Source organism: Rhodoferax saidenbachensis, assembly GCF_001955715.1.
Taxonomy (GTDB): domain Bacteria; phylum Pseudomonadota; class Gammaproteobacteria; order Burkholderiales; family Burkholderiaceae_C; genus Allorhodoferax; species Allorhodoferax saidenbachensis.
In genome coordinates this window covers 65,796-89,084 of record NZ_CP019239.1, presented here as the reverse complement: position 1 = coordinate 89,084, position 23,289 = coordinate 65,796, and the positions used below count along the sequence as shown (strand labels likewise).

Genomic DNA, 23,289 nt, shown 5'->3' with positions numbered 1-23,289 from the left:
CCATGAGTAACTCCCGTACCATCCGCCGCGCAAAGGCTGGCACCACCGAGCCGACCTGGGTCAAGTGGACGCTGATAGGCATCGCACTGGCGTTTATCTTTTTGTTTCTGGTGCTGCCACTGGCAGCGGTGTTTACCGAAGCGCTGCGCAAGGGCGCCGATGCGTTCTTTGAAGCCTTCAAGGAACCCGACGCCTGGAGCGCCATCCGCCTGACCCTCATTACCGCCGCCATTGCGGTGCCGCTGAACCTGGTGTTTGGCGTGGCCGCGGCCTGGGCCATTGCCAAATACGAGTTCCGTGGCAAGGCCTTCCTCACCACGCTGGTGGATCTGCCGTTTTCGGTGTCTCCCGTCGTCGCAGGCCTGATCTACGTGCTGCTGTTTGGCGCGCACGGCTGGATGGGGCCCTGGCTGCAGGCGCACGACATCAAGATCGTGTTTGCCGTGCCAGGCATTGTGTTGGCCACCATCTTTGTGACTTTTCCCTTCATCGCGCGCGAGCTGATCCCGCTGATGCAGGCGCAAGGCACCGAAGAAGAGCAGGCCGCGCAGGTGCTGGGCGCCACCGGCTGGCAGACCTTCTGGCACGTCACGCTGCCCAACATCAAGTGGGGCCTGATCTACGGCGTGATTTTGTGTAACGCACGCGCCATGGGTGAGTTTGGCGCGGTGTCGGTCGTGTCGGGCCACATCCGCGGCCAGACCAACACCATGCCCCTGCACGTGGAAATTCTGTACAACGAATACCAGTCGGTCGCCGCGTTTGCCATTGCTTCGCTGCTGGCCCTGCTGGCACTGGTCACCCTGGTCATCAAGTCCTTTGTGGAATGGCAGTTTGAGCGCGACCAGAAGGCCGCCGCCGAACTCCCACCCGAGCGCCCGCTGGCGTAAGCGCCCCTATTTCGAGAAAAGCACCATGAGCATTGCAATCCGCAACGTCAACAAAGACTTCGGCACCTTCAAGGCCCTGCGCGATGTGAGCCTGGACATCGAGTCCGGTGAACTGGTCGCCCTGCTGGGCCCTTCGGGCTGCGGCAAGACCACCCTTTTGCGCATCATCGCCGGACTGGAAACCGCCGACCAGGGCAACATCCTGTTCAGCGGCGAAGACACCACCGACGTGCATGTGCGTGAGCGCAATGTGGGTTTTGTGTTCCAGCATTACGCGCTGTTCCGGCACATGACCGTGTTTGACAACGTGGCCTTTGGCCTGCGCATGAAGCCGCGCGCCAGTCGCCCCAGCGAGACGGTCATCAAGCAGAAGGTGCATGAGCTGCTGGGCCTGGTGCAACTGGACTGGCTGTCGGACCGCTACCCCGCGCAACTCTCCGGTGGCCAGCGCCAGCGCATTGCATTGGCGCGCGCCCTGGCCGTGGAGCCCAAGGTGCTGCTGCTGGACGAACCCTTTGGCGCGCTGGATGCCAAGGTGCGCAAGGAGCTGCGCCGCTGGTTGCGCCGTCTGCACGACGACCTGCACGTCACCAGTATCTTTGTGACCCACGACCAGGAAGAAGCCCTCGAAGTGGCCGATCGCGTAGTGCTCATGAATGCAGGACAGGTTGAACAGATCGGTTCGCCCCAGCAGGTGTGGGACCACCCCGCCAGCCCCTTTGTCTACGGCTTCCTGGGCGATGTGAATCTGTTCCATGGCCGTGCGCACGAAGGTGAAATGCTGATTGGTGAAGCGCAATACGGCGTGCGTCTGGCGACGCCCGAACACGCCACCACGCAAGACTCCAAGGCTTTCGCCTATGTGCGCCCACACGACCTGGATGTGCAGCGCTACAAAGCCGGCACCGACCAGTCCCGCGGCATTCCTGCCAAGCTGGTGCGTGCCATTGTGGTGGGGCCCATTGCACGTCTGGAGTTGTTGCCACAGGACACGGCGGCGGCCGGCAGTGGCGACATCATCGAAGCGCAAATCGGCGCCCAGGAATTTGCCGCTCTGGCACTCCAAGAAGGCGAAGTGGTGGTGCTCACGCCGCGCAAGGCTCGGGTCTTCGTCGCACCATAAAGAGAAAGGCCCTTACGGGCCTTTCTCTATGAGGGGGAAGGGTCAGCGGTAAAACGCTTCAACCTTGCCCTTGAGTTTGAGCAACAGCGGCTTGCCCTTGCGGTCCAGGGTCTTGCCCGCCGGTACCTTGACCCAGCCTTCGCTGATGCAGTACTCCTCGACGTCCGAGCGTTCCTTGTCGTTGAAGCGGATGCCGATGTCGTGTTCAAACACAGCAGCGATGTGGTGCGGGCTGCGCGGGTCGGCAGACAGATGGTCGGGCAGTTCGGGGCGGGGTGTGGTGGTGTCGGTCATGGTTATCTCGTTGTCTATCAGCCCAACATGCGGAACAGGCCGTAGCCGGAAAGCACACCGGTCACGACCAGCAGAGCGGTTTTGGTGGCGCGTGCGCCGATCAGGGTTCCGGCAACACTGCAGGCCAGGATCGCGCCAAAAATGTAGGTAGTTTTCATGGGGTGCAATGGTAACGCGTGTGCCACTGATAAATCACCCGAATGGGGGATAGGCAGGCCATGCACTTCCCCCTATCCTCATTGCAATGCACTCCCGCACCACCGAAGCCGCTCCGTGGATTTGATCTACTGGTCTCCAGGAGAGACCGTTCCTGAATATGCGGCGTACTGGCGCTGGCGTACCTGCTCGGACCTGTACCGGCGCGCGCTGGTGGGCCCGGCGTTTTACGTCGTAACCTGTGTGGCCCTGTGGCTGGTCGGCCAGTTCACGCCGCTCACGTCCCTCCTGTTGGGCGCTGCTGCGGCAGCGTTCACACTGCTGTGGTGGCTGCGCTGGCGCAACCGTTTGCCCGCTAAGTCTGCCGACGACGCGCAGTTCACCCGTTGGTACCGCCGCCAATGGGCCCTGATCTACACCGGCTACGGCCTGTGGTCTGCCCTGGTCGCGTTGATGGGGGTGGAGCAGGGCTGGGCCAATACGGTTGTTGTGGTGGTGGTCATGGCCGGCGGGGTCTACACGGCGGCTGCCTGCATTGCGTTCACGGTGAGTGCGCGGCTGCAGGCCTACCTGCTGCTGTTGCTGCTGGCGCCGTTTGTACTGGTATGGCTGCCGCTGGTGCCGGAGTTGCGCACCCTGGTCTACGCCTACATGATCATCTGGCTATGGGCCGGCATGTCGGGCCGCAACTACTGCAAGGAATACGAGGCGCAGATCCGGCTGGAACATGCGCTGATCGTGAGCCAGGCCAATAACGACGTGTTGGCCCGCACCGATGCACTGACCCTGCTGGCAAACCGGCGCGCCTACGAGTCCGTCTACACCGCTACCTGGAACCAGCACAGCCGCCGCAAGGAGTCCCTGTCGCTGATCGTGATGGATATCGACCACTTCAAACTGATCAACGACACCCGCGGCCACCTGGCCGGTGATGCCTGCCTTCGCCATATTGCAGGCCTGTTGCGTTCTTACTTCCGCCGTGCCAACGACTTTGTGGCGCGGGTGGGCGGTGAAGAGTTTGTGGTGCTGCTGCCCGACACTACGGTCGACGAGGCCCACGCCATGGCCGAAGGATTCCGGGCCTTGCTGCAAACCTCGCCCTGCACGCTGGAAGGCCAGATCCACACCATGACAGCCAGCTTTGGTGTAGGCGAGGTGCTGCCCCACCGCGACGGCACGCCGGACGCCACCTACACCCGCATCGACAGCGCCTGTTACGCCGCCAAACAGGGCGGACGCAACCGGGTGGAACGCGCCCAGCAGCCTCAGATGCTCCTGTTTTCATAGCTGTTTGCGCATATTCCACGAGGGCTAGAGGCCACTTTGATGCATCAATCCGGTGGTCAAGGCTTGGCAAACGGGTCCAGGTAGTAGCGCTGGTAGTCAAAATCGATGCGGTCGATGTTCGGGGTCTCCAGCTTCACCAGGCGCCGCTGGGGCAGCTTGGCAAATTGGAGCGCACTGCCAAAGTAGCGCAGGTGCAAAGTTTTGAGCGACCCGTCCTTGTAGGCCAGCAACAGCCCACGGGTGACGCGTTTGAGCGCATCCGCATTGCTCTGGTGGCCCAGGAAAAAACGCGGCAGTTTGTACGACAGTGCAAACGAGCGGTCATAGTCCAAACCCGGCAACGACTTGTTCGCCACGTACTCGGGCTCCAGTTCGTCCATGCCACGGCAAAACAGGTCCACGCGGCCCAGCGCCACCATGCGGAACAGGCTGTCCTTGAGCGGCACCTCGACCACCTTGAACTGGTTGTAGCGCAGGATCCCCACATCTGCCCAGCCGATGCCCTGGCCCACGCTGAACTGGCGCAACTGCTCCAGGCTGGTGGCTTTGGCGACTGCATCGCGCGCCTGGGGCGAGACAAAACAGATGCGATAACCCGTGAACCCCAGATCCACCGGGAAACGCACATAGTCCAGCCCCGCGTCCAGCAACGCATTCTGGAAGGTGGTGAGCACCAGCAGGTTGGGGTAGTTTTTGCGCTTGGCCTCTTCCAGCGCACGCGCGGTGTTCATGCGCGGCGTGAACGCGATGCGGTAGTCACCCTCCGCCGCACGCGTCTTCTCCAATGCCAGCGTCAGCACCGCCTGGTTGAAGGGAATGCGGTTCGTGTTACCCGTCTGCGGCGCCGTCAGCGTGAACACCTGAGGCTGGGCCCACAACCATGCGGGGCCAGCCAGACAGGCGGCAAGCAAGGTGTGCAACAGACGGCGATGGGGTAACTGCAAAAAAGCTCCGGGGATGCAAAGTCCCCGGATTGTGACGCCGGATGCGGCCTTAATCTATAAGCCACAACCCCTAAGGATCAGCGACACCACATGTTCGGTCGCGCGCGCATGGTCTTTGGCGGTGAGCGTCTCGCGCCCCAGCACCGCGCCCACCTGGACGTCAAAGTCAGCATAGGTTTGCGTGGCCGCCCAGATGGTGAAGAACAGGTGTATGCCATCCACCGGCGCCATGCGCCCGGCTTCCACCCAGGCCTGCACCACGGCGGCCTTCTCGCGGATCAGGCGGCGCAGCTCGGTGGCCAGCAGGGCCTTGACCACGGGGGCGCCGTGCAGCAGTTCGTTGGCAAACACCTTGGAGCCATCGGGCCGCTGGGCGGACAACGCCATCTTCGCGCGAATGTACTGCTCCAGCGCCGCGCGCGGATCGGCGTCCTGCGTGATGCCATGGGTCGGCACCAGCCAGTCATTGAGGATGCGTGCCAACACCTCGCGGTACAGCACGTCCTTGGAGCCAAAGTAGTAATGCAGATTGGCCTTGGGCAGACCGCTGCCCTCGGCAATCGCGGCCATGGTGGCACCGGCAAATCCGGCGCGCGCAAACACCTTTTCGGCCGCGGAAAGAATCAGGGCCTCATTCGTCTGGCGAATGAGGCCCTTGGAAGCATCGGCAACTTTGTTCATGTCGCCAATTATTCAGTTACTTCTGCGCCGCTTCCCAGATGGCGTGGGAATACGCGGCCTTGCCCGGATCTTTCTTGATCACGGGGTCACTGCCGCCGGCCAGCAGGACCTTCACGGTGCGCTCGTAGGCTGCAGGTTCCAGGTAACCAATCTTCTTGGTACCGGCGTTGGTGATCAGCTTGGCCACATTTTCCATCTGGCGCTTCTGCACCTTCATGCTGGCGCTGCCGGAGGTGTCGGCGGCCACGACGGCTTTGGCAGCAGCTTCAGGGTCTTTGACGGCAGCGTCCCAGCCCTTGAGCGTGGCCTTCAGGAACTTGCCCATCTTGGCAACAAAGGCGGGGTCTTTCAGGTTGGCTTCGAGCACATACAGACCATCTTCCAGCGTGGCCACGCCTTCTTTTTCATAGAAGAAAGTGACCAGGTCTTTTTCCTTCACGCCCGCGTCCACCACTTGCCAGTACTCGTTGTAAATCATGGTGGAAATACAGGCGGCCTGGTTTTGCAGCAGTGGGTCGACGTTGAAGCCCTGCTTGAGGATCTTGATGTCGGAGTCGGTCTTCAGACCGAGCTTGCTCATCCAGTTGAGGAAGGGGTATTCGTTGCCGCCAAACCAGACGCCCAGGGTCTTGCCCTTGAAGTCTTTGGGGCTGGCCACGCCGCTGGCCTTTTTGCAGGTCAGCATCAGGCCGGACTGGTTGAACACCTGGGCCACGTTGACCAGCGGCACACCCGCTTCACGCGCGGCCAAGGCCGAGGGCATCCAGTCCACCACGATGTCGGCCTGCTTGCCGGCAATCACCTGTGTAGGGGCAATGTCGGGGCCACCGGGCTTGATGGTCACGTCCAGATCGGCATCCTTGTAGAAGCCCTTGGCCGCAGCCATGTAGTAGCCGGCAAACTGGGCCTGGGGCACCCACTTGAGCTGCACGGTGACCTTGTCAGCCGCCATAGCACCAAAGCCGGCAGCAGCCATCGCCAAGGCCAACAGGCCCTTGGTGAACTGGGAAGAACGAATCATGGAAAGCTCCTTCTAGGGGTTAATGAAAATACACATAGCAGCGCGGGCTCACCCTTCGCGCACCGAGGGATGCCAGAACGCCGCCCGGCGCTCCAAAGCAACTAACAGGGCGTAGGCCAGTGAACCAGTCACGGCCGCCACCACAATGGCGGCCCACACCAGCGGCATGTTCATGCGCGCCGCTTCGGTGGAAATGCGAAAGCCCAGCCCCGAGGTGGGGGAGCCAAAAAATTCGGCCACGATGGCCCCGATCAGCGCCAGCGTGGCATTGACCTTGAGCGCGCCAAAGATGAACGGCAGCGCTGCAGGCAGACGCAGCGCCAGCAACGTGCGCGGGTAACTGGCGGCATAGCTGTACATCAGCTCGCGCTCCAGCTTGCCCGCGGCCTGCAGACCGGCCAGGGTGGACACCAGCATGGGGAAGAAGGTCATCAGCACCACCACGGCGGCTTTGGACGGCCACTCAAAGCCAAACCACATCACCGCAATCGGCGCCACACCGACCAGCGGGATCGCGCTGGTCAGCGACGCCACGGGCAGCAGGCCGCGCTGCAAGAAGGGCATGCGGTCAATCGCCACCGCCACGGCAAACCCCAGGCCACAGCCCAGCGCCCAACCGATCAGCACGGCCTTGCCCACGGTCTGCACAAAGTCGCCCCACAGTTTGGGCGCGTTGTCGAACAGGGAGCCAATGACCAGGCTGGGTGCGGGCAGCAGCACGCGCGGCACATCGAGTGCGCGCACCAGGATTTCCCAGAACACCACCACCCACACGCCAAACAGCGCCGCCGTCGCCATGCCCACCCAGCGGCTGCCGTTGACGGCCGCCATCCGGTACACGCTGTAACCGGCCACCAGGGCGAGGAGAACCAGGCCAGGCCAGAACCATGGGGCAACACCCGTCGCACCAGCGACTGCGTCGATTGCGGCTGTTTCGCTCATTTCGCCCCCCTGCTGCGCAGCACCATCCGCTCCACACCCGCCACGATGCCGGTCAAAGCCAGCCCCAGCAGGGCAGACATGACCAATGCGGACCAGATTTGGGTGGTTTGGCCATAGTACGAACCGGTGAGCAGGCGCGCGCCCAGACCGGCCTGCGCACCGGTGGGCAGCTCGGCCACCATGGCCCCCACCAGACCCGCCGCCACACCGACGCGCAGCGCAGGGAAGAGGAAGGGCAAGGCCGCCGGCAAGCGCAGCAACCACAGCGACTGCCAGCGGTTTGCGGCGTAGGTGTGCATCATCTCGGTCTCAATCTTCTGCGGCGAACGCAGACCCTGCACCATGGCCACGGTGACCGGAAAGAAGCACAGATACATGGCGATAAATGCCTTGGGCGCGGTGCCCGAAAACCCCAGACTGCCCAGCACCACCAGCACGATGGGCGCAATCGCCAGCACGGGCACGGTTTGCGAAGCGACGATCCAGGGCAACAGCGCCTTGTCCAGCGTTCGGCTGTGCACGATCAGCACCGACAGCAGCAGGCCGAGTGCCGTGCCCAGGACAAAGCCCAGCAGCGTTGACTGGCCCGTGACCACGACGTGGTAAATCAGGTTGCGTGGCGAGTCCACCGGCCACTCGGTCAGGCTCTCGTAAAAATCCATGGCCACCTGGTGCGGCGCGGGCATCAGCGGGCGCTCCATGGTCATGGTGGCTTCAAACAGCTCCCTCTGCGTGTAGCCAGCTTCTTCATCCAGCACACGCTCGATGGCGCCCGGCGCATTCAGCGCCCAGGCCGCCCCGTACCAGGCGATGACAACGGCCAGCAACACGACAACGACTGGCAGCCAGTCGTGCGCGGCGCGTTGCAGCAAACTCTTTTTCACTTCAGCCATGGTGGCCATCCGCCAGGGCTTCGCGGACTTCGTGGGCCAGCTCCATGAAGGCAGGCGTGTCGCGCAGGCCCAGATGGCGCTCATTGGGCAAAGGCGAGTCGATCACCTTGACGATGCGGCCCGGGCGCGGCGACATGACCACGATCTTGGTGGAGAGGTAGACCGCTTCGGCGATGGAGTGGGTGACAAACACCACGGTGCGGCGCTCACGCTGCCAGAGCTCTTGCAACTGTTCATTGAGCCGGTCGCGCGTGATTTCGTCGAGCGCGCCAAAGGGCTCGTCCATCATCAGAATCTTGGGCTCGAACGACAGCGCGCGCGCAATCGACACACGCTGCTGCATGCCGCCCGAGAGCTGCCAGGGGTACTTGCCTTCAAAACCGGTCAGGCCCACACGCGCCAGATGCTCCAGTGCAGTGGCTTTGGCCTCGGCCCTGCCTTTGCCTTGGATCTGCAGCGGCAGCGTCACATTGGCCAGCACATTGCGCCAGGGAAAAAGCGCAGGGGCCTGGAACACATAACCATAGGCCCGCGCCAGGCGTGCATCGTGCGGCGTGACGCCGTTGACGAGTACCTCGCCTGCGCTGATTTTTTCCAGGTCGGCAATCACCCGCATCAGCGTGGTCTTGCCGCAGCCCGAGGGGCCGATCAGCGAGACAAATTCGCCTTCGCCAATGTTCAGGTCAATGTCACTGAGCGCATGCACCGGCGAATCGGCCGTCTGGTAGACCACGCTGGCGTTGCGCACTTCCACGGCAAGACGCGGTGGCGGGGCGGTGCTGGAAGTGGCGGCAGGGCTGGACACGACAGTGGAGTTCATGGGCACAGAGATGGGTTGGAGCAGGGCGCACCAAATTGGGGTTGGCGCCCGGCATGGTAAGCCCATAAGTTAACCAATCGGTCAACTTATGGGCAAATACTAGCGAGTTCCGTGCCAGTCCAGCAGTGGGGTTTGTACGGGTAACGTCCCTGCGCTGCAGGCACCCGCAACCGCCAATCAGGCGTGTACGCCCTCGGGCGCAAAGCGCTGCAACACATGGCGGGTCATGGCGTTGGCCAGTTCTTCTTCGCGGTAAAAGACAGCCCCTATGTCGTCGTTGCGCAGCAACTGGGTTTCGTCTTCTGTGTGGGTGCGCAACACGACTTCAATGCCGGGGTTGAGCGCACGCGCGGTGCTCACCATCTGGCGGAAATTCAACGGGTCGTGTGTGGCCACCACCAGCATGGCCGCGTGGGCAATGTGGGCCTGGATCAACACCGCGGGGTCGGCCGCGTTGCCCGACACCGCAGCCTTGCCGGCACGGCGCAGGTCTTCCACCAGCTCGCGGTTTTGCTCGGCCACCACGTAGGGAATGGCCCGTGCTTCCAGCGCGTGGGCAATGCGCCGGCCCACCCGGCCGTAACCCACCAGCACCACTTGCCCCTGCAGGTACTTGCGCTCGGTGCTCATGGGCAGTTCGGCGTAGGGATCCTGGCGCTGCTCCAGGCGCCGGGCAAAGTCCGAATGCTTCAGCACCCAGCGCCGCAGCGGCTCCACCGCCGCAAACAGCACCGAGTTCAGCGCAATGGAAATCAGCGCGCCGGCCAGCACCAAGCTCACACCTTCGGGCGGCAACAGCCCCAGCGACAGGCCCAGGCCCGCCAAAATGAAAGAGAACTCGCCGATCTGCGCCAGACTGGCAGCCACCGTGAGCGCGGTGTTGAGCGGGTAACGCAGCGCAATCACCAGCCCCATGGCGGCCAGTGCCTTGCCCAGCATGATGATGGCCACCACGCCGAGCACCTGCAATGGCTGCTTCAACAGGATGGCGGGGTCAAACAACATGCCTACCGAAACAAAGAACAGCACCGAGAACGCATCGCGCAACGGCAGCGACTCCTGCGCCGCGCGGTGGCTCAACTCGGACTCACGCATCATGGTGCCCGCAAAAAAGGCGCCCAGCGCAAACGAGACGCTGAACAGCGCCGATGCACCATAGGCAACCCCAATGGCCGTGGCCACCACCGACAAGGTGAACAGCTCGCGTGACCCGGTGCGCGCCACCTGCCACAGCAGCCAGGGCAACACACGCCGCCCCACCACCAACATCAGTGCGATAAAGGCCGACACCTGCAGCAGGGTCTTGCCAATCGTGAGCCACAGCCCGTTGCTGCTGCTCGCGTCGGCCGCGTTAGCGCCGAGCACACCCGCCAACGGCGGCATGAGCACCAGCACCAGCACGCAGGCCAGGTCTTCCACCACCAGCCAGCCCACAGCAATCTTGCCGTTCATGGAGTCCAGCACCCCGCGCGACTCCAGCGCCTTGAGCAGCACCACGGTGCTGGCACAGGAGAGCGACAGGCCAAAGATCAAACCACTGCCCAGGCTCCAGCCCATGTACCAGGCCATGGCCATGCCCAATGCGGTGGCCACCCCCATCTGCAGCACCGCCCCCGGCAATGCGATGCGCTTGACCGAAAGCAGGTCATTGAGCGAGAAATGCAGGCCCACGCCAAACATCAGCAGCATCACGCCGATCTCGGACAGCTGCGCGGCAATTTGCACGTCGGCCACAAAACCCGGCGTGGCCGGGCCGATGAGGATGCCGGCCACCAAATAACCCACCAGCGCAGGTATCTTCATGCGCTCGGCCACAAAGCCCAATATCAGCGCCATGCCAAAGCCTGCGGCAATCGTAGTGATAAGGGATACGTTGTGTTCCATGCGGTTTCCCCAAGGGAGTCTGTGTGTTGTCCGAACCCACATATTGACACAGGCCCTCATCACCAACATAAGCGTACGGCTTTGTTTATAGTCAGACCCAGACCCACATCACAGGACCCAAGGCACCATGCGTATCTGGAAAAAACCCATCTCGGTAGAGGCGCTCACCGCCTTCGCCAAAGACACCGCCACCAGCCATCTGGGCATCGAATTTCTCGAAGTCGGCGATGACACCATCACGGCCCGTGTTCCGGTAGACGCGCGCACGCGCCAGCCCTACGGCCTGCTACATGGCGGTGTGTCTGTCGTGTTGGCGGAAACCCTGGGTTCCAACGGCGCCTACTGCGCGTGCCCAGAGGGTTACAGCGCGGTCGGGCTGGACATCAACGCCAACCACTTGCGCAGCGCCACCAGCGGCTGGGTGACCGGAACCGCGCGTGCAGTCCACATCGGCCGCACCACCCATGTCTGGCAGATTGATATGCGCAACGAAGCGGGTGATCTGACCTGCGTGTCGCGCATCACCATGGCCATCCTGGCACCGCGCTAAACCGCTATGGCGCAGACGCGGCAGTGACTGCCGGATGCGCCTGCGACCAGGCGAGGGTTTCATCCCAACTGGGCGGCACGCAGCCACGCTGCTGCACACACAGGCTGGCGCTGGACAGCGCGTGGCGCAGCACGCCCGTGCAGCGGTTTGCGTCCAGCCCGTGCAGCAACCCGACTGGGCCCGCAGAATCCAGCAGCGCCGCAAGCAGCCCCGCCAGGAAACTGTCGCCTGCGCCCACCGTGTCCACCACCGACAAGGCCTGTGCCTCTTTTCCGGACCACTGGCCGTCCCGCGTCAGCAGCCATGCGCCGTCGGCACCCAATGTCAAGGCCAACAGAGATGCGTTGGAGCGGTCCAGCAGTTCGCGGGCGCTGGCCAACGCGTCGGTGCTGGCATAACCCAACCAGGACAAATCTTCGTCACTGACCTTGATGATGTGCGCCTCCATCAGCGCCATTTGCACCTGGGCCCGGTAGGCCGCTAGGTCCGGCATGACCGAGGGCCGCATGTTGGCATCGACCACCACGCAGTGCCCGGCCTGCCGCTGGGCCTGCAGCCACGGCACATAGACGTCGGCATCACGCGCGTCCAGCGCCAGTGCGCCGGTGCAGATGATTTGCAGATCGGGTTGCAGTGCGCAAGCGTGGTTGAGACCCTCTGCGCTGACCTGCCGGTCGGCAACCCCTTCGCGGTAGAAAGCGTAATCGGGGTGGCCGGATGCGTTGAGGCTGACCACCGCAAGAGAGGTGACCTGCTGCACCAGTGCCTCATGGGCCAGGTGCACGCCGTCGTCATGCAACTGCTGGGCCAGCGCGCGTCCAAAACGGTCCGATGACAGCGGGTTGAGGTACACCACGCCCACCCCTTGCCGCGACAGCGCCCGGGACAGGTTGTACAAAGCGCCCCCCAGGCAAGGCTCGTACGCGCCATCGGGACGCATGATCAGATCAATCAGGGCTTCGCCGGCAATGGCGACGCGGACGGTGCGGGTGGAAAACGGTGCGGTCATATTCAGTGTTTCAGGCCAAAGCGGTTGGCCACCTGGCGGCGGTATTCGCGTGGGGTCATGCCCTTGATGTCCAGAAAGCGGCGGTTGAAGTTGGCGATGTTGTTGAAGCCCACTTCGTAGCCGATGTTGGTAATTTGCCGGTCTGACTCCATCAGCAACTGGCAGGCCCGGTTGACACGGACATGGTTCACAAAGTCGGTGAAGGTATTGCCGGTAGCGCGGCGGAAGAAGCGCGAAAACCGGCTCTCGTTCATGCCCAGTTCCCGCGCCAGGTCGGCCGCCGACAGCGTCTCGCCCATGTTGTCGGTAATGCGGCTCAGGATGGCGTTGATCTGGTCCAGTTGGTCGTCGTTGTCTATGCTTTGAATCTGTGCGTTCGACAACAACCGGTAGTCGTTGCACTCTGCCAGCGCACCCAGAAATTCGCAGAAGATGCCGAAGCGGGCCAGCCCCTGCGCCGCCTTGATGCCGTGCCAGTAGTCCAGCGCCTGGGGAAACAGGTCAAAAAATTCGATGCCATGTTTGGCCCGCTCCAGCAGCGGCAACACGGCGCGCAACTCGGGCACGTGGCGGCTGCTTTCTTCAATCGGTGCGTGCGGGAACTGGATCACCAGGTCACGCTCGGGCACACCGCCCTCGGGCAGGTCCATGCTGACCCAGTTGTGCGGCAAGCGCGGACCCGTCAGCACCAGATGGCCGGGCTGGAACTGGCCAATCCAGTCGCCGACAAAGGCCTTGCCCGATGTCGTGGTGATCAGGTGCAGTTCGTATTCGTCGTGGTAGTGCCAGCGTGCCAGCGGCGTAGGGAAGCCGTGCGACAGGCAGCGGATGATGCCCACCTCTTCCGGGCGCTCATAACCCAGCTCGGGGGAGCGGCTGTAGTCGTGTTCCAGCTCGGGCTTGAGCTGACGCGGTTTCGCGGCCATGGTGTTCGGTTTAATTCTCAGGTTGCTGCAGGCGCCGTCAGGACATCACATTGCCGCCATCCACATTCAGGGTCTGCGCAGTGATGTACGACGCCTCTTCACTGGCCAAGAATACCGCGGCGCCGCAAATGTCGCCAGGGCTGCCCATATAGCCCAGCGGCACGGCCTCGCCCACCCGCTTTTGTTTCTCACCCAGTGGCAGGTTCTCAAATTTGGCAAACAGGGCGTCCACGTTCTTCCACATCGGCGTGGCGATCACGCCGGGAGCGATGGCGTTGACGCGGATGGCGTGCGGCGCCATCGCCAATGCGGCACTCTGGGTGTAGCTGATGACTGCCGCCTTGCTGGCACAGTAGTGCGACACCAAGGCCTCACCGCGGCGCCCGGCCTGCGACGCCATATTGATGATCGCCCCACCCTTCACGCCGCCCGCCACCATGTGCGCCAGCACCTTTTGCATCGCAAAAAACGCGCCCTTGACGTTGACCGCGAATAGCTTGTCGTACATGGCCTCGTGGCTTTCCAGCAGCGGCGCCATGTCGAAGATCGCCGCGTTGTTGAACAGCGTGGTGATGGAGCCAAAGCGCTGGCTGGCCTGGGCCACCAACGCATCGATGTCCACCATGCGGGTGACATCGGTAGGCAGGTACTGCAGTTGCGCAGGGTACTCGGCCAGCAGCGCCGCCAGCTCCGGCGTGGCCTGGGAACCGATGTCGGCCACTGTGCAGCGTGCGCCTTCGCGCAGGTAGGCTTGCGCCACGGCCAGGCCAATGCCACCGGCGGCACCCGTCAGCACGGCGTGTTTGTCTTTCAGGCGGGTGCTCATGGGGCAGCATCCTTCACGAATTGGGCGACCCGCGCAGACGCAGTACGCAAAGCGGCGACCAGGCGCGGGTGGTTGGCCAGCGGGCCCCACAGGGTTGCGTCAGCACAGAACGCCGCCACCGGGTCTGCGGCCTCACAGATGGCGTGCGCCACGGCTGGGTCCATGGCCTGGTCCTGGTAGGTGTAGTGGATTTGCCCCGTGTGCCAGCGCTGCAAGTAGGCCAGAAAGAGCGCCGGCAGCATCGCCACACTGGCGATGGAGTCACCGTGCGCCAGCCGCTCGCGGATGGTCGGCGCGATGAAGCCGGGTATCTTGGAAAAGCCGTCCATGGCCACACGCTGGTTGGTGTCGGCAATGGCCGGGTTGCCAAAACGGTCCAGCACCACATCGCGGTACTGCGCCAGGTTGATCGGGCTGGGGTGCTCTGGTGTGTCCAGCACGGGAATGACGTCATCCGTCACATAGTCAAACGCCATCCGGCGGATGCGCGCGTCCTGCGTACCTTCGTGGATATAGGTGTAGCCGACCAGCGTGCCGGCCCAGGCGATGCAGCTGTGTGTGGCGTTGAGAAGGCGGATCTTGGCCTCTTCATACGCCTGCACCGAGTCCACCATCTCCACGCCCACCCGCTCCCACGCCGGACGCCCGGCGACAAAGCGGTCTTCGATGACCCACTGGATGAAGCTCTCACCCATCAGCGCAGCGGCATCGTCTACGCCGGTGGCGGCCAGGACCCGCGCGCGCACATCGGGCGTGGGCCGGGGCGTGATGCGGTCGACCATGGCGTTGGGGCTGCTCGTATGGGTCTGCACCCAGGCCAGCAGCGCGGTGTCACCCAGCAGTTCAATGAACTGCAGCAGGCCGCTGCGCGAACGGTCGCCGTTGTGGCGCAGGTTGTCGCAGTTGAGCAGCGTCACTGCGCCCGCCTGGGCCTGCATGCGGGCACGCAGGATGGCAGTGAGCGCGCCGTAAATGGTGCTGCCTGCGCCACCCGCCTTGAGCGCCTGCACATCCGCCTGCAGATCAACAAAATCGAGGTCCAGCCGATCCTGGGCATCGAGGTAATAGCCCGCCTCGGTCACCGTGAACGAGATGATGCGGGTATTCGCATCCGCGCCCAATTGCACCAGGCCGGAGAGCGCGGGATCGTGCGGCACCACGGTCTGGATGGACGTGATGCGCGTGTAGGTGCGCTCGCCCTGGGGCGTGACGGTTTCCAGTGTGTAGGCGCCGTTCTGCTGGATGAGCGCTGCCATGGTGTCGGCCATGTCGGGGCGGATGTTGCCGCCCGCCAGCACCCAGCTGCGGTCACCCGCTTGCTGCAGCTGGTGCAGATACAGCGCCTGGTGCGCGCGGTGAAAAGAACCCAGCCCCAGATGGAGCATGACAAAGGGAGGTGCTGCAACTTGCATGAAATGGAAATCCGGAAATCAGAATATGGATGTGTCAGTTCGCCAATACCGCGCGGGCTTTGCCGGTGCGGGTGATGCGTCCCTGCGCGTCAAACAGGTGGGCGGCGTCAACGTCCAGTTGCACGCCCACGGCAGCGCCAACCTGCAAATCCGTGCGCTCGGTTTGGCGGACTACCAGTTGTGCACCGTGTGTAGTCCCGATGTAAACCAGCGTCTCTGCGCCCAGGGCCTCGACCAGTTCCACCTTGCCCTGGAACTGCCCCTGGGCTGCTGCGCAGAGCGTGATGTTTTCCGGGCGCAAGCCGATGGCGCCACCGGCTGCGACCGGCAGGCCAAACTGCGCATCCAGCCCCGGGAGTTCGCTGACAGGCACCACATTCATCTGCGGCGTACCGATGAACTGGGCCACAAACTGGTTGGCCGGGCGGTCATACAACTCCAGCGGTGTGCCCACCTGTTCAATCTGGCCGTCACGCAACACCACGACGCGGTCGGCCAGCGTCATGGCCTCGACCTGATCGTGGGTGACGTAGATGGTGGTGGCACCCAGGTCGCGGTGCAGCTTGGCAATCTCGATGCGCGTTTGGCCACGCAATGCCGCGTCCAGGTTGGACAGCGGCTCGTCAAACAAAAACACCTTGGGTGCACGCACGATGGCGCGGCCAATGGCGACACGTTGGCGCTGCCCACCCGACAGTTCTTTGGGTGTGCGCTCCAGGTAGTTCGTCAGGTTGAGGATCTTCGCCGCGCGATCGACCTTGTCCTTGATGATGGCCGGGTCGACCTTGGCCAGCTTGAGCGCGAAGCTCATGTTCTCAAACACGCTCATGTGCGGGTACAGCGCATAACTCTGGAACACCATGGCCAGATCGCGCTTGCTGGAGGGCTGGTGTGTGATGTCGCGGCCGTCCAGCATCAGGGTGCCGGCGCTGGTCTCTTCCAGCCCGGCGATCAGACGCAACAGCGTCGACTTTCCGCAGCCGGAGGGGCCGACAAAAACGATGAACTCACCCTGCCTGATTTCAAGGTCAATGCCGCGAATCACGCGCACATTGCCAAACTCTTTTTCGATGCCCTGCAGTTGAAGGTATGCCATGGGATTTGTCTCTCTCTTGATGGATGTATTTACTTCACTGCGCCGAAGGTCAGGCCTTGCACCAGTTGTTTCTGGCTGAACCAGCCAAACACCACGATGGGTGCGATGGCCATGAAGGAGGCCGCCGACAACTTGGCCCAGAACAGACCTTCAGGGCTGGAGTAGGAGGCGATCAGCGTGGCCAGCGTGCCAGCCTTGGCAGCACTCAGGTTGAGGGACCAGAAGGCCTCGTTCCAGCTCAGCACCAGCGTGAGCAGGCCGGTGGAGGCCAGGCCGCCCATGGTGAGTGGCAACAGCACGTAGCGGAACTCGTTCCACAGCGTGGCACCGTCCATGCGCGAGGCTTCCAGGATTTCGGCCGGAATCTCCTTCAAGTAGGAGTACAACATCCACACCATGATGGGCAGGTTGGACAGCGTGAACACGATGACCAAGCCGGTGCGCGTGTCCAGCAGGCCGCTGGTCTGCGCCATCACGTAGACCGGCACCAGCGCGCCCACGGCCGGCATCATCTTGGTGGACAACATCCACATCAGGATGTCCTTGGTGTATTTGCCTTTGAAGAAAGCCATGGCGTAAGCCGCGGGAAACGCCAGTGCCAGCCCCAGGATGGTGGAGGCCACGCTGGTGATCAGCGAGTTGGTGGCGTAGAGCATGTAGTCACTGCGCTCCTGCACGATCTCGAAGTTCTCCAGCGTGGGGGTGAAGAACACCAGCGGCGGCACCGAGATGGCTTGCAACTCGGTCTTGAACGCGGTGAGCACCAGCCAGCCCAGCGGGAAGAACAGCAGAAAGGTCACGCCCCAGGCCGTGAGCGTGCGCAGCCAGAACAGCCAGGAGAAAGTTTTGCGTTGTGTCATGGGAATGTGCTCACTTATCCAGGTTCTTGCCGACCATGCGAATCAGGAAGACCGCCGCGATGTTGGCCAGCACCACGGCAAACAGGGCACCGGCCGAGGCCACACCGGCGTCGAAATTCAGCAGCGCCTGCTTGAAGATCAGGAAGGCCACATTGGTACTCGCATCACCTGGTCCGCCACCGGTGGTGGTGTAGATCTCGGCAAACACGCTGAGCAGGAAGATCATTTCGATCATCACCACGATGGCCACCGAACGCGCCAGATGCGGCAGGTACAGGTAACGCAGCTGCTGCAGGTAATTGGCGCCGTCCATGCGCGAGGCTTCGAGCTGCTCGCGGTTCATGCTTTGCAGCGACGTGATGAAGATCAGCGTGGCAAACGGCAGCCACTGCCAGGACACGATGACGATGACGCTGAAGAGCGGGAAGTCGGTGAGCCAGTCCACCGGCGTACCGCCAAAGAAGATCCAGACCTGCGCCAGCACGCCGTAGATGGGATTCATCATCATGTGTTTCCACAACAGCGCATTGACCGTGGGCATGACGAAGAAGGGAGAGATCAACAGAATGCGCACCAGGCCACGGCCCGGAAACGGTTCGTCAATCAACAATGCCAGCAACGTGCCCAGCACCACGGTGATGAGGATCACGCTGCCCAGCAGCAACAGGGTGTTCATGACAGCCGTGCCAAAGGACGGGTCGGTCATGAAGTATTCGAAGTTCTCTAGGCCAATGAACCCCGTCTGGTCCGGCTGCATCAAGTTGTAGCGGATCAGCGAGAAGTAGATGGTCATCACCAGGGGCACGATCATCCACAGGAAGAGTGAGATGACGGCCGGTGCCATGAGGGCACGGGGTATGAAGCGGTTCATGGAGAGCCTCGCGGGCAAATTTGCGGAAAAGGGCGCGCGAGTTGCCTCGCGCGCCTAAAGTCAAGCGACCGGAGAGAGATGCTTGCTTGTCTTGGTCGGACGACTACTTGTAGTAGCCAGCCTTCTTCATTTCACGGTCAGCCGCCACTTGCGAAGCCTTCAGGGCTGCGTCCACCGTGGACTTGCCAGCCAGCGCAGCGCTCATCTGTTGGCCCACGGTCGCACCAATCGCCTGGAACTCGGGGATGGCAGCGAACTGCACACCGACATACGGGCTCTTGGGCAAGGTGCTGTCGTTCGGGTTGGCCGAATCGATGGCGGCTTTTTCAGCCGCAGCAAACTTGGCCGCCTTGGTGAACTCAGGATTGGCGTAGGTGCTCTTGCGGGTACCGGTGGGCACGTGGGCCCAGCCATTGGTCTTGGCCACCAGCTCGATGTATTCCTTCGATGTCGCCCAGGTCACGAACTTGGTCGCAGCGTCCACTTTCTTGGAGCCCGATGGAATGGCCAGCGCCCAGGCCCACAGCCAGTTGGCACCCTTGGGGGTCACGGCAGTCGGTGCTTGTGCAAACGCCACTTTGTCAGCCACCTTGGACTGCTTGGGGTCGGTGATGAAAGACGCTGCAATGGTGGCGTCAATCCACATGCCGCACTTGCCTTCGTTGTACAGCGCCAGGATTTCATTGAAGCTGTTGGCCGAGGAGCCGGGTGGGCCGTAGTTTTTCAGCAGGTCCACGTAGAAGTTGATGGAGTCCTTCCAGGGCTTGCTTTCCAGTTGGGGTTTCCAGTTCATGTCAAACCACTGGCCGCCATTGGTGTTGACCAGCGTCGTCAGGAAGGCCATGTTGTCACCCCAACCCGGTTTGCCGCGCAGGCAGATGCCGTAGACGCCGTTCTTCGGGTCGTGGATCTTGGACGCCAGTTCCTTGACCTCGGTCCAGGTGGGCTTGTCGGCCACTTTGATGCCGGCCTTGTCAGCCAGGTCCTTGCGGTACATCAGCATGGAGGATTCGCCGTAGAAGGGCACGGCAAACATCTTGCCGTCCACCGACAGGCCGTTGCGCATGGCGGGCAGCAGGTCGTCCGCGTCGTACTTGGCGTCGGTCTTGAGTTCTTGCAGCCAACCCTTCTTGCCCCAGATGGGGGTTTCGTACATGCCGATGGTCATCACATCGAACTGGCCGCCCTTGGTGGCGATGTCGGTGGTGACGCGCTGGCGCAGCACGCCTTCTTCCAGCGTCACCCACTTGAGTTTGATGTCGGGATTGGCGGTTTCGAAGTTCTTGCTGAGCTTCTGCATTTCGATCATGTGGCCGTTGTTCACGGTGGCAATCACGAGCTCGGTCGCGGCTTGCGACTGTCCGCACAACGATGCTGCGAGCGCTGCGGCGACGGCAACACGGGTTCTGAATTTCATCGATAGTCTCCTGGTGTCTTTGGTTATGGAATCGAATGCCTTGTTCAATGCCTTTCTTGTGCAGACACTGACACCATGAAGATAGTGAAACCCTCATGTAAAACTAATACGCGGATTGTTCAATCCGGTATTTATTTGCATTGTTTACCTAGGATTTATACCTAGAACCGAAGAATCGTATGTATTTCGGCGCGATGTGACGGCTTCCCATGCCTGCGGCCATGTGCCGACGCAAGGCCGCCCAATTCAGGCGCAGAGCTTAAATACAAGAGAAAACAGCCCGCAGCCCGCATGGGTTATGCGCAAGCAGCTACTTATTTGATAGCAATCTCTCGCTCTTCCAGTACACGTCGTCACCCACCGAACCATCGGTGCGGTGGCGGTTGAGCACGCGGGCCAGCACAAACATCAGGTCCGACAGGCGGTTGAGGTACTGGCGCGGCGTGTCTTTCAACGTTTCCTGGCCCTCCAATGCCACCACGGCGCGTTCGGCGCGGCGCGCTACGGTGCGGCACACATGGGCCAACGACGCGGCGCGTGTGCCGGCGGGCAATATGAACTCCTGCAGGCGCGGCAAGTCGGCGTTGTAGTCGGCCAGGGCCTCGTCGAGCGCCAGCACCGCCTCAGGCTTGAGCAGCTCGTACCCGGGGATGGACAGCTCGCCGCCCAGATTGAAGAGCTGGTGCTGCACTTCCACCAGCACTGCGGCCACGCCAACGGGCATGGCTTCGCATAGCAACACACCAATGTGGGAGTTGAGTTCATCCACCTCCCCCATGGCGTGCACACGCAGGCTGTCTTTGGACACGCGTGTGTTGTCCCCCAGGCCGGTGGTGCCGTTGTCCCCGGTGCGGGTGGCAATTTGTGTCAGGCGGTTTCCCATGGCGGCGTCCTTGGATCAAAATGGGATTATTGACGGTTTGAAACACCCTTCCCATTTATGACCCTGTTGCCTCCGGGCTCCTCCCGCCTTCCCCAAGCCACCCCACCCATGCTACCCCGCAGACAGGTGCTGGGCGGCATGGCGGTCGCGCTGGCCAGCCCCCTGATGGCACATGCCGCTCTGAGCATCGCCCGCATTGCCGTGCCGGGTGACGTGGCCGACGACCTGCCGCGTTTTCTGGAGGGCCGCGATGTCGCCACGTTGCAGCACTTTCGTGGCCCGCATGCGCGGCGGGATGTGATGGAGCTGGCCTTTCTGTTGCGCGAAATGCACCGCGCTCTGCCCGCGCTGGCAGTGGAGTTGGTGCGCATTGACAGTTACGAACGCCTGCTGATCGAACTCAGCGCGGGCCGCGTCGATGCACTGGGCACCAGTGCCTGGCAACTGGACCTGGCACAGGCCGGTACCACCATCACCCGCTCCAGCGCGCTGCTGGCCAACGGCGAGTTTGTCGTCGGCATGTACACCGCACCGGGCAACCAGGCGGCGCTGGCCGTGCGCAAACGGGCGCAGCTCAAGGACCTCACGGTGGTGTCCAACAGCGCCTGGACGGCCGACTGGAATACGCTGGGCAAGCTAGGCCTCAAACAGGTGATGGACGTGAAGACCTGGAACCAGATGGTGCTGATGGTGGCGAATCGCCGCGCTGACCTGCTGCTGGCGCCCTTTCCTGCCAAGCCGTCGCTGGAGCTGGTCCACGAAGGCAACACCCTGGTGCCCGTCAAGGGCGTGTCGGTGGCGCTGATCGGCTCGCGGCATCTGGCCGCTGCCCACACCCCGGCAGGCCGCCAGATTGCTGACAAAATTTTTCCCGCGTTGGCCGCGCGGGTGCAGGACGGCAGCTTGCGCCGTGCCTACACCGAATGCGGTTTTCGCAACCCCCAGACGGCCAAGTGGCCGCTGATCAATCCGGTCCGCGCCTAGATAGGCGCTGCTTTCACCAGGAACACCCCCACCCCATGAACGCCCCCGCCTCACTGAACCATTTGTTGCCCCAGATCACACTGCGCACCGTGCCGCAAGCCCTGCTGGATGCCCTGAAGACCCGCTTTGGCGACCAGTTCTCCGCCGCCATGGCCGTGCGGGAACAGCATGGGCGCGATGAGTCTGCCTTCACCGTGCCGCCACCGTCCGCGGTGGTGTTTGCGCAGAGCACGCAGGATGTGGCCGATGCGGTGAAACTCTGCGCGCAGTACAAAGTGCCAGTGATTCCGTTTGGTGTGGGCTCCTCGCTCGAAGGGCATCTGCTGGCCGTGCAAGGCGGCATCAGCTTGGATGTGAGCCGCATGAACCAAGTGTTGTCCATCCAGTCTGACGACCTTACGGTCACCGTGCAACCCGGCGTGACCCGCAAACAGCTCAACGAAGCGGTCAAATCCACCGGCCTGTTCTTCCCGATTGACCCGGGCGCCGACGCCACCATTGGCGGCATGAGCGCCACACGCGCCAGCGGCACGAATGCCGTGCGTTACGGCACCATGCGCGAGAACGTGCTGGCACTGGAAGTGGTCACGGCCAGTGGCGACATCATCCGCACCGGCACACGCGCCAAGAAAAGCAGCGCGGGTTACGACCTCACACGCCTGATGGTGGGCTCTGAGGGCACGCTGGGCGTGATCACCGAGGTCACCGTCAAGCTCTACCCGCTGCCCGAAGCCGTGATGGCGGCCACCTGCTCGTTCGGCAGCCTGGCCGACGCGGTGAACACCACCATCCAGCTGATCCAGCTGGGCGTGCCGATTGCGCGCTGTGAGCTGCTGGACGCCAACACCATCCGCATGGTCAACGCGCACTCCAAACTCACGCTGCGCGAAGGGGCCATGTTGCTCATGGAGTTCCACGGTTCGCCCGCTGGCGTGAAAGAGCAGGTGGAAACCGTGCAGGAGATTGCCGCCGAATTCGGCGGCCAGACGTTCGAGTGGGCCGAGACACCCGAAGAGCGGACCAAGCTGTGGACCGCACGGCACAACGCCTACTTTGCCGGCGTGCAGTCGCGCCCCGGCTGCAAGGCCATCACCACCGACACCTGCGTGCCGATCTCGCACCTGGCCGACGCGCTCTTAGACTCCGTGACCGAAGCGCAGGAAGCCGGCATCCCCTACTTCCTGGTCGGCCACGTGGGTGACGGCAACTTCCACATGGGCTACCTGATAGACCCTGACAACCCCGAGGAACGGGAAACCGCCGAGCGGCTCAACACGCAACTGGTACAGCGCGCGCTCCAACTGGGCGGCACCTGCACGGGCGAACACGGTGTGGGCCTGCACAAGCAAGGCTTCCTGCTGGAAGAAACTGGCAACGGTGCGGTGGACATGATGCGCACGCTAAAGCGCGCGCTGGACCCGGACAACATCCTGAACCCCGGCAAGATCTTTTCGCTATAAATTACATAGCTGCTTGCGCACACCACATAAGGGCCGGGGCACGTTTTTACAGTAAATCTG

At 62.7% G+C, this 23,289-nt stretch carries 24 protein-coding genes; 6 read left to right on the top strand and 18 right to left on the bottom strand.

Annotated elements, in window-relative coordinates:
- Nucleotides 1-2: 2 nt before the first annotated feature.
- Nucleotides 3-890, top strand: coding sequence for a sulfate ABC transporter permease subunit CysW (gene cysW / locus RS694_RS00465; RefSeq protein ID WP_029706369.1), 888 nt, complete (start codon nt 3-5; stop codon nt 888-890).
- Nucleotides 891-915: 25 nt separating this feature from the next.
- Entirely contained in the window at nt 916-2,013 is a 1,098-nt protein-coding gene (locus RS694_RS00460; protein ID WP_029706368.1) for a sulfate/molybdate ABC transporter ATP-binding protein, read from the top strand.
- Between the two features lie 42 nt (nt 2,014-2,055).
- Here RS694_RS00460 and RS694_RS00455 read toward each other — a convergent pair whose 3' ends face one another.
- Together RS694_RS00455 and RS694_RS20330 are read right to left on the bottom strand one after the other, a co-directional pair.
- Nucleotides 2,056-2,307: a DUF3297 family protein gene (locus tag RS694_RS00455; RefSeq protein WP_029706366.1), complete on the bottom strand. Its 252-nt coding sequence runs from the start codon at nt 2,305-2,307 to the stop codon at nt 2,056-2,058.
- 17 nt (nt 2,308-2,324) lie between these two features.
- On the bottom strand, nt 2,325-2,465 hold the full coding sequence (locus RS694_RS20330; RefSeq protein ID WP_156876158.1) for a hypothetical protein: 141 nt from the start codon (nt 2,463-2,465) through the stop codon (nt 2,325-2,327).
- 115 nt (nt 2,466-2,580) lie between these two features.
- Here RS694_RS20330 and RS694_RS00450 point away from each other — a divergent pair, with 115 nt between their 5' ends.
- The gene (locus RS694_RS00450) at nt 2,581-3,750 is read left to right on the top strand and encodes a GGDEF domain-containing protein (RefSeq protein ID WP_051391728.1); all 1,170 of its coding nucleotides are present in this window, start codon (nt 2,581-2,583) and stop codon (nt 3,748-3,750) included.
- Between the two features lie 56 nt (nt 3,751-3,806).
- Here the strand turns inward: RS694_RS00450 and RS694_RS00445 are convergent, their stop codons facing one another.
- From RS694_RS00445 to RS694_RS00415, 7 genes are all read right to left on the bottom strand, one after another.
- A complete protein-coding gene (locus RS694_RS00445; protein WP_156876157.1) occupies nt 3,807-4,694 on the bottom strand; it encodes a type 2 periplasmic-binding domain-containing protein in 888 nt (295 codons plus the stop codon).
- 54 nt (nt 4,695-4,748) lie between these two features.
- Nucleotides 4,749-5,375 carry a TetR/AcrR family transcriptional regulator gene (locus RS694_RS00440; protein ID WP_029706363.1) on the bottom strand — a complete coding sequence of 209 codons (627 nt, stop codon included), beginning with the start codon at nt 5,373-5,375 and terminating at the stop codon, nt 4,749-4,751.
- A gap of 16 nt (nt 5,376-5,391) precedes the next feature.
- Entirely contained in the window at nt 5,392-6,396 is a 1,005-nt protein-coding gene (locus RS694_RS00435; protein ID WP_029706361.1) for an ABC transporter substrate-binding protein, read from the bottom strand.
- Nucleotides 6,397-6,444: 48 nt separating this feature from the next.
- Complete coding sequence (locus tag RS694_RS00430; protein ID WP_081708552.1) at nt 6,445-7,338, bottom strand: ABC transporter permease; 894 nt, start codon at nt 7,336-7,338, stop codon at nt 6,445-6,447.
- Nucleotides 7,335-8,231, bottom strand: a complete 897-nt coding sequence (locus RS694_RS00425; protein ID WP_051391733.1) for an ABC transporter permease — start codon at nt 8,229-8,231, stop codon at nt 7,335-7,337. The genes RS694_RS00430 and RS694_RS00425 overlap by 4 nt, the downstream gene beginning before the upstream one ends.
- Nucleotides 8,224-9,051 (bottom strand): ABC transporter ATP-binding protein, encoded by an 828-nt coding sequence (locus RS694_RS00420; RefSeq protein ID WP_029706358.1) that lies wholly within the window; start codon nt 9,049-9,051, stop codon nt 8,224-8,226. The genes RS694_RS00425 and RS694_RS00420 overlap by 8 nt, the downstream gene beginning before the upstream one ends.
- 177 nt (nt 9,052-9,228) lie before the next feature.
- A complete protein-coding gene (locus RS694_RS00415; protein ID WP_029706356.1) occupies nt 9,229-10,935 on the bottom strand; it encodes a cation:proton antiporter domain-containing protein in 1,707 nt (568 codons plus the stop codon).
- Between the two features lie 127 nt (nt 10,936-11,062).
- Here RS694_RS00415 and RS694_RS00410 point away from each other — a divergent pair, with 127 nt between their 5' ends.
- Nucleotides 11,063-11,485: a hotdog fold thioesterase gene (locus RS694_RS00410; RefSeq protein ID WP_029706355.1), complete on the top strand. Its 423-nt coding sequence runs from the start codon at nt 11,063-11,065 to the stop codon at nt 11,483-11,485.
- Between the two features lie 4 nt (nt 11,486-11,489).
- Here RS694_RS00410 and RS694_RS00405 read toward each other — a convergent pair whose 3' ends face one another.
- From RS694_RS00405 to RS694_RS00365, 9 genes are all read right to left on the bottom strand, one after another.
- Nucleotides 11,490-12,494, bottom strand: a complete 1,005-nt coding sequence (locus tag RS694_RS00405; RefSeq protein WP_037246676.1) for a PfkB family carbohydrate kinase — start codon at nt 12,492-12,494, stop codon at nt 11,490-11,492.
- Between the two features lie 2 nt (nt 12,495-12,496).
- Complete coding sequence (locus RS694_RS00400) at nt 12,497-13,420, bottom strand: AraC family transcriptional regulator (protein WP_029706352.1); 924 nt, start codon at nt 13,418-13,420, stop codon at nt 12,497-12,499.
- Nucleotides 13,421-13,457: 37 nt separating this feature from the next.
- Nucleotides 13,458-14,246: an L-iditol 2-dehydrogenase gene (locus RS694_RS00395; protein ID WP_029706350.1), complete on the bottom strand. Its 789-nt coding sequence runs from the start codon at nt 14,244-14,246 to the stop codon at nt 13,458-13,460.
- The gene (dalD, locus tag RS694_RS00390; protein ID WP_029706349.1) at nt 14,243-15,658 is read right to left on the bottom strand and encodes a D-arabinitol 4-dehydrogenase; all 1,416 of its coding nucleotides are present in this window, start codon (nt 15,656-15,658) and stop codon (nt 14,243-14,245) included. The genes RS694_RS00395 and dalD overlap by 4 nt, the downstream gene beginning before the upstream one ends.
- 34 nt (nt 15,659-15,692) lie before the next feature.
- Nucleotides 15,693-16,754 carry an ABC transporter ATP-binding protein gene (locus RS694_RS00385; protein ID WP_029706348.1) on the bottom strand — a complete coding sequence of 354 codons (1,062 nt, stop codon included), beginning with the start codon at nt 16,752-16,754 and terminating at the stop codon, nt 15,693-15,695.
- A 29-nt stretch (nt 16,755-16,783) separates the two neighbouring features.
- A complete protein-coding gene (locus RS694_RS00380) occupies nt 16,784-17,614 on the bottom strand; it encodes a carbohydrate ABC transporter permease (protein WP_029706347.1) in 831 nt (276 codons plus the stop codon).
- Nucleotides 17,615-17,624: 10 nt separating this feature from the next.
- Nucleotides 17,625-18,485: a carbohydrate ABC transporter permease gene (locus RS694_RS00375; RefSeq protein WP_029706344.1), complete on the bottom strand. Its 861-nt coding sequence runs from the start codon at nt 18,483-18,485 to the stop codon at nt 17,625-17,627.
- A gap of 103 nt (nt 18,486-18,588) precedes the next feature.
- Nucleotides 18,589-19,902: an ABC transporter substrate-binding protein gene (locus RS694_RS00370; protein WP_029706342.1), complete on the bottom strand. Its 1,314-nt coding sequence runs from the start codon at nt 19,900-19,902 to the stop codon at nt 18,589-18,591.
- Nucleotides 19,903-20,212: 310 nt separating this feature from the next.
- Nucleotides 20,213-20,785, bottom strand: coding sequence for a cob(I)yrinic acid a,c-diamide adenosyltransferase (locus tag RS694_RS00365; RefSeq protein WP_029706341.1), 573 nt, complete (start codon nt 20,783-20,785; stop codon nt 20,213-20,215).
- Between the two features lie 108 nt (nt 20,786-20,893).
- On the opposite strand from RS694_RS00365, the gene RS694_RS00360 reads away from it, so the two are divergent.
- Complete coding sequence (locus RS694_RS00360; protein WP_029706340.1) at nt 20,894-21,769, top strand: type 2 periplasmic-binding domain-containing protein; 876 nt, start codon at nt 20,894-20,896, stop codon at nt 21,767-21,769.
- 35 nt (nt 21,770-21,804) lie between these two features.
- Nucleotides 21,805-23,229, top strand: a complete 1,425-nt coding sequence (locus tag RS694_RS00355) for an FAD-binding oxidoreductase (protein ID WP_029706339.1) — start codon at nt 21,805-21,807, stop codon at nt 23,227-23,229.
- Nucleotides 23,230-23,289 lie beyond the last annotated feature (60 nt).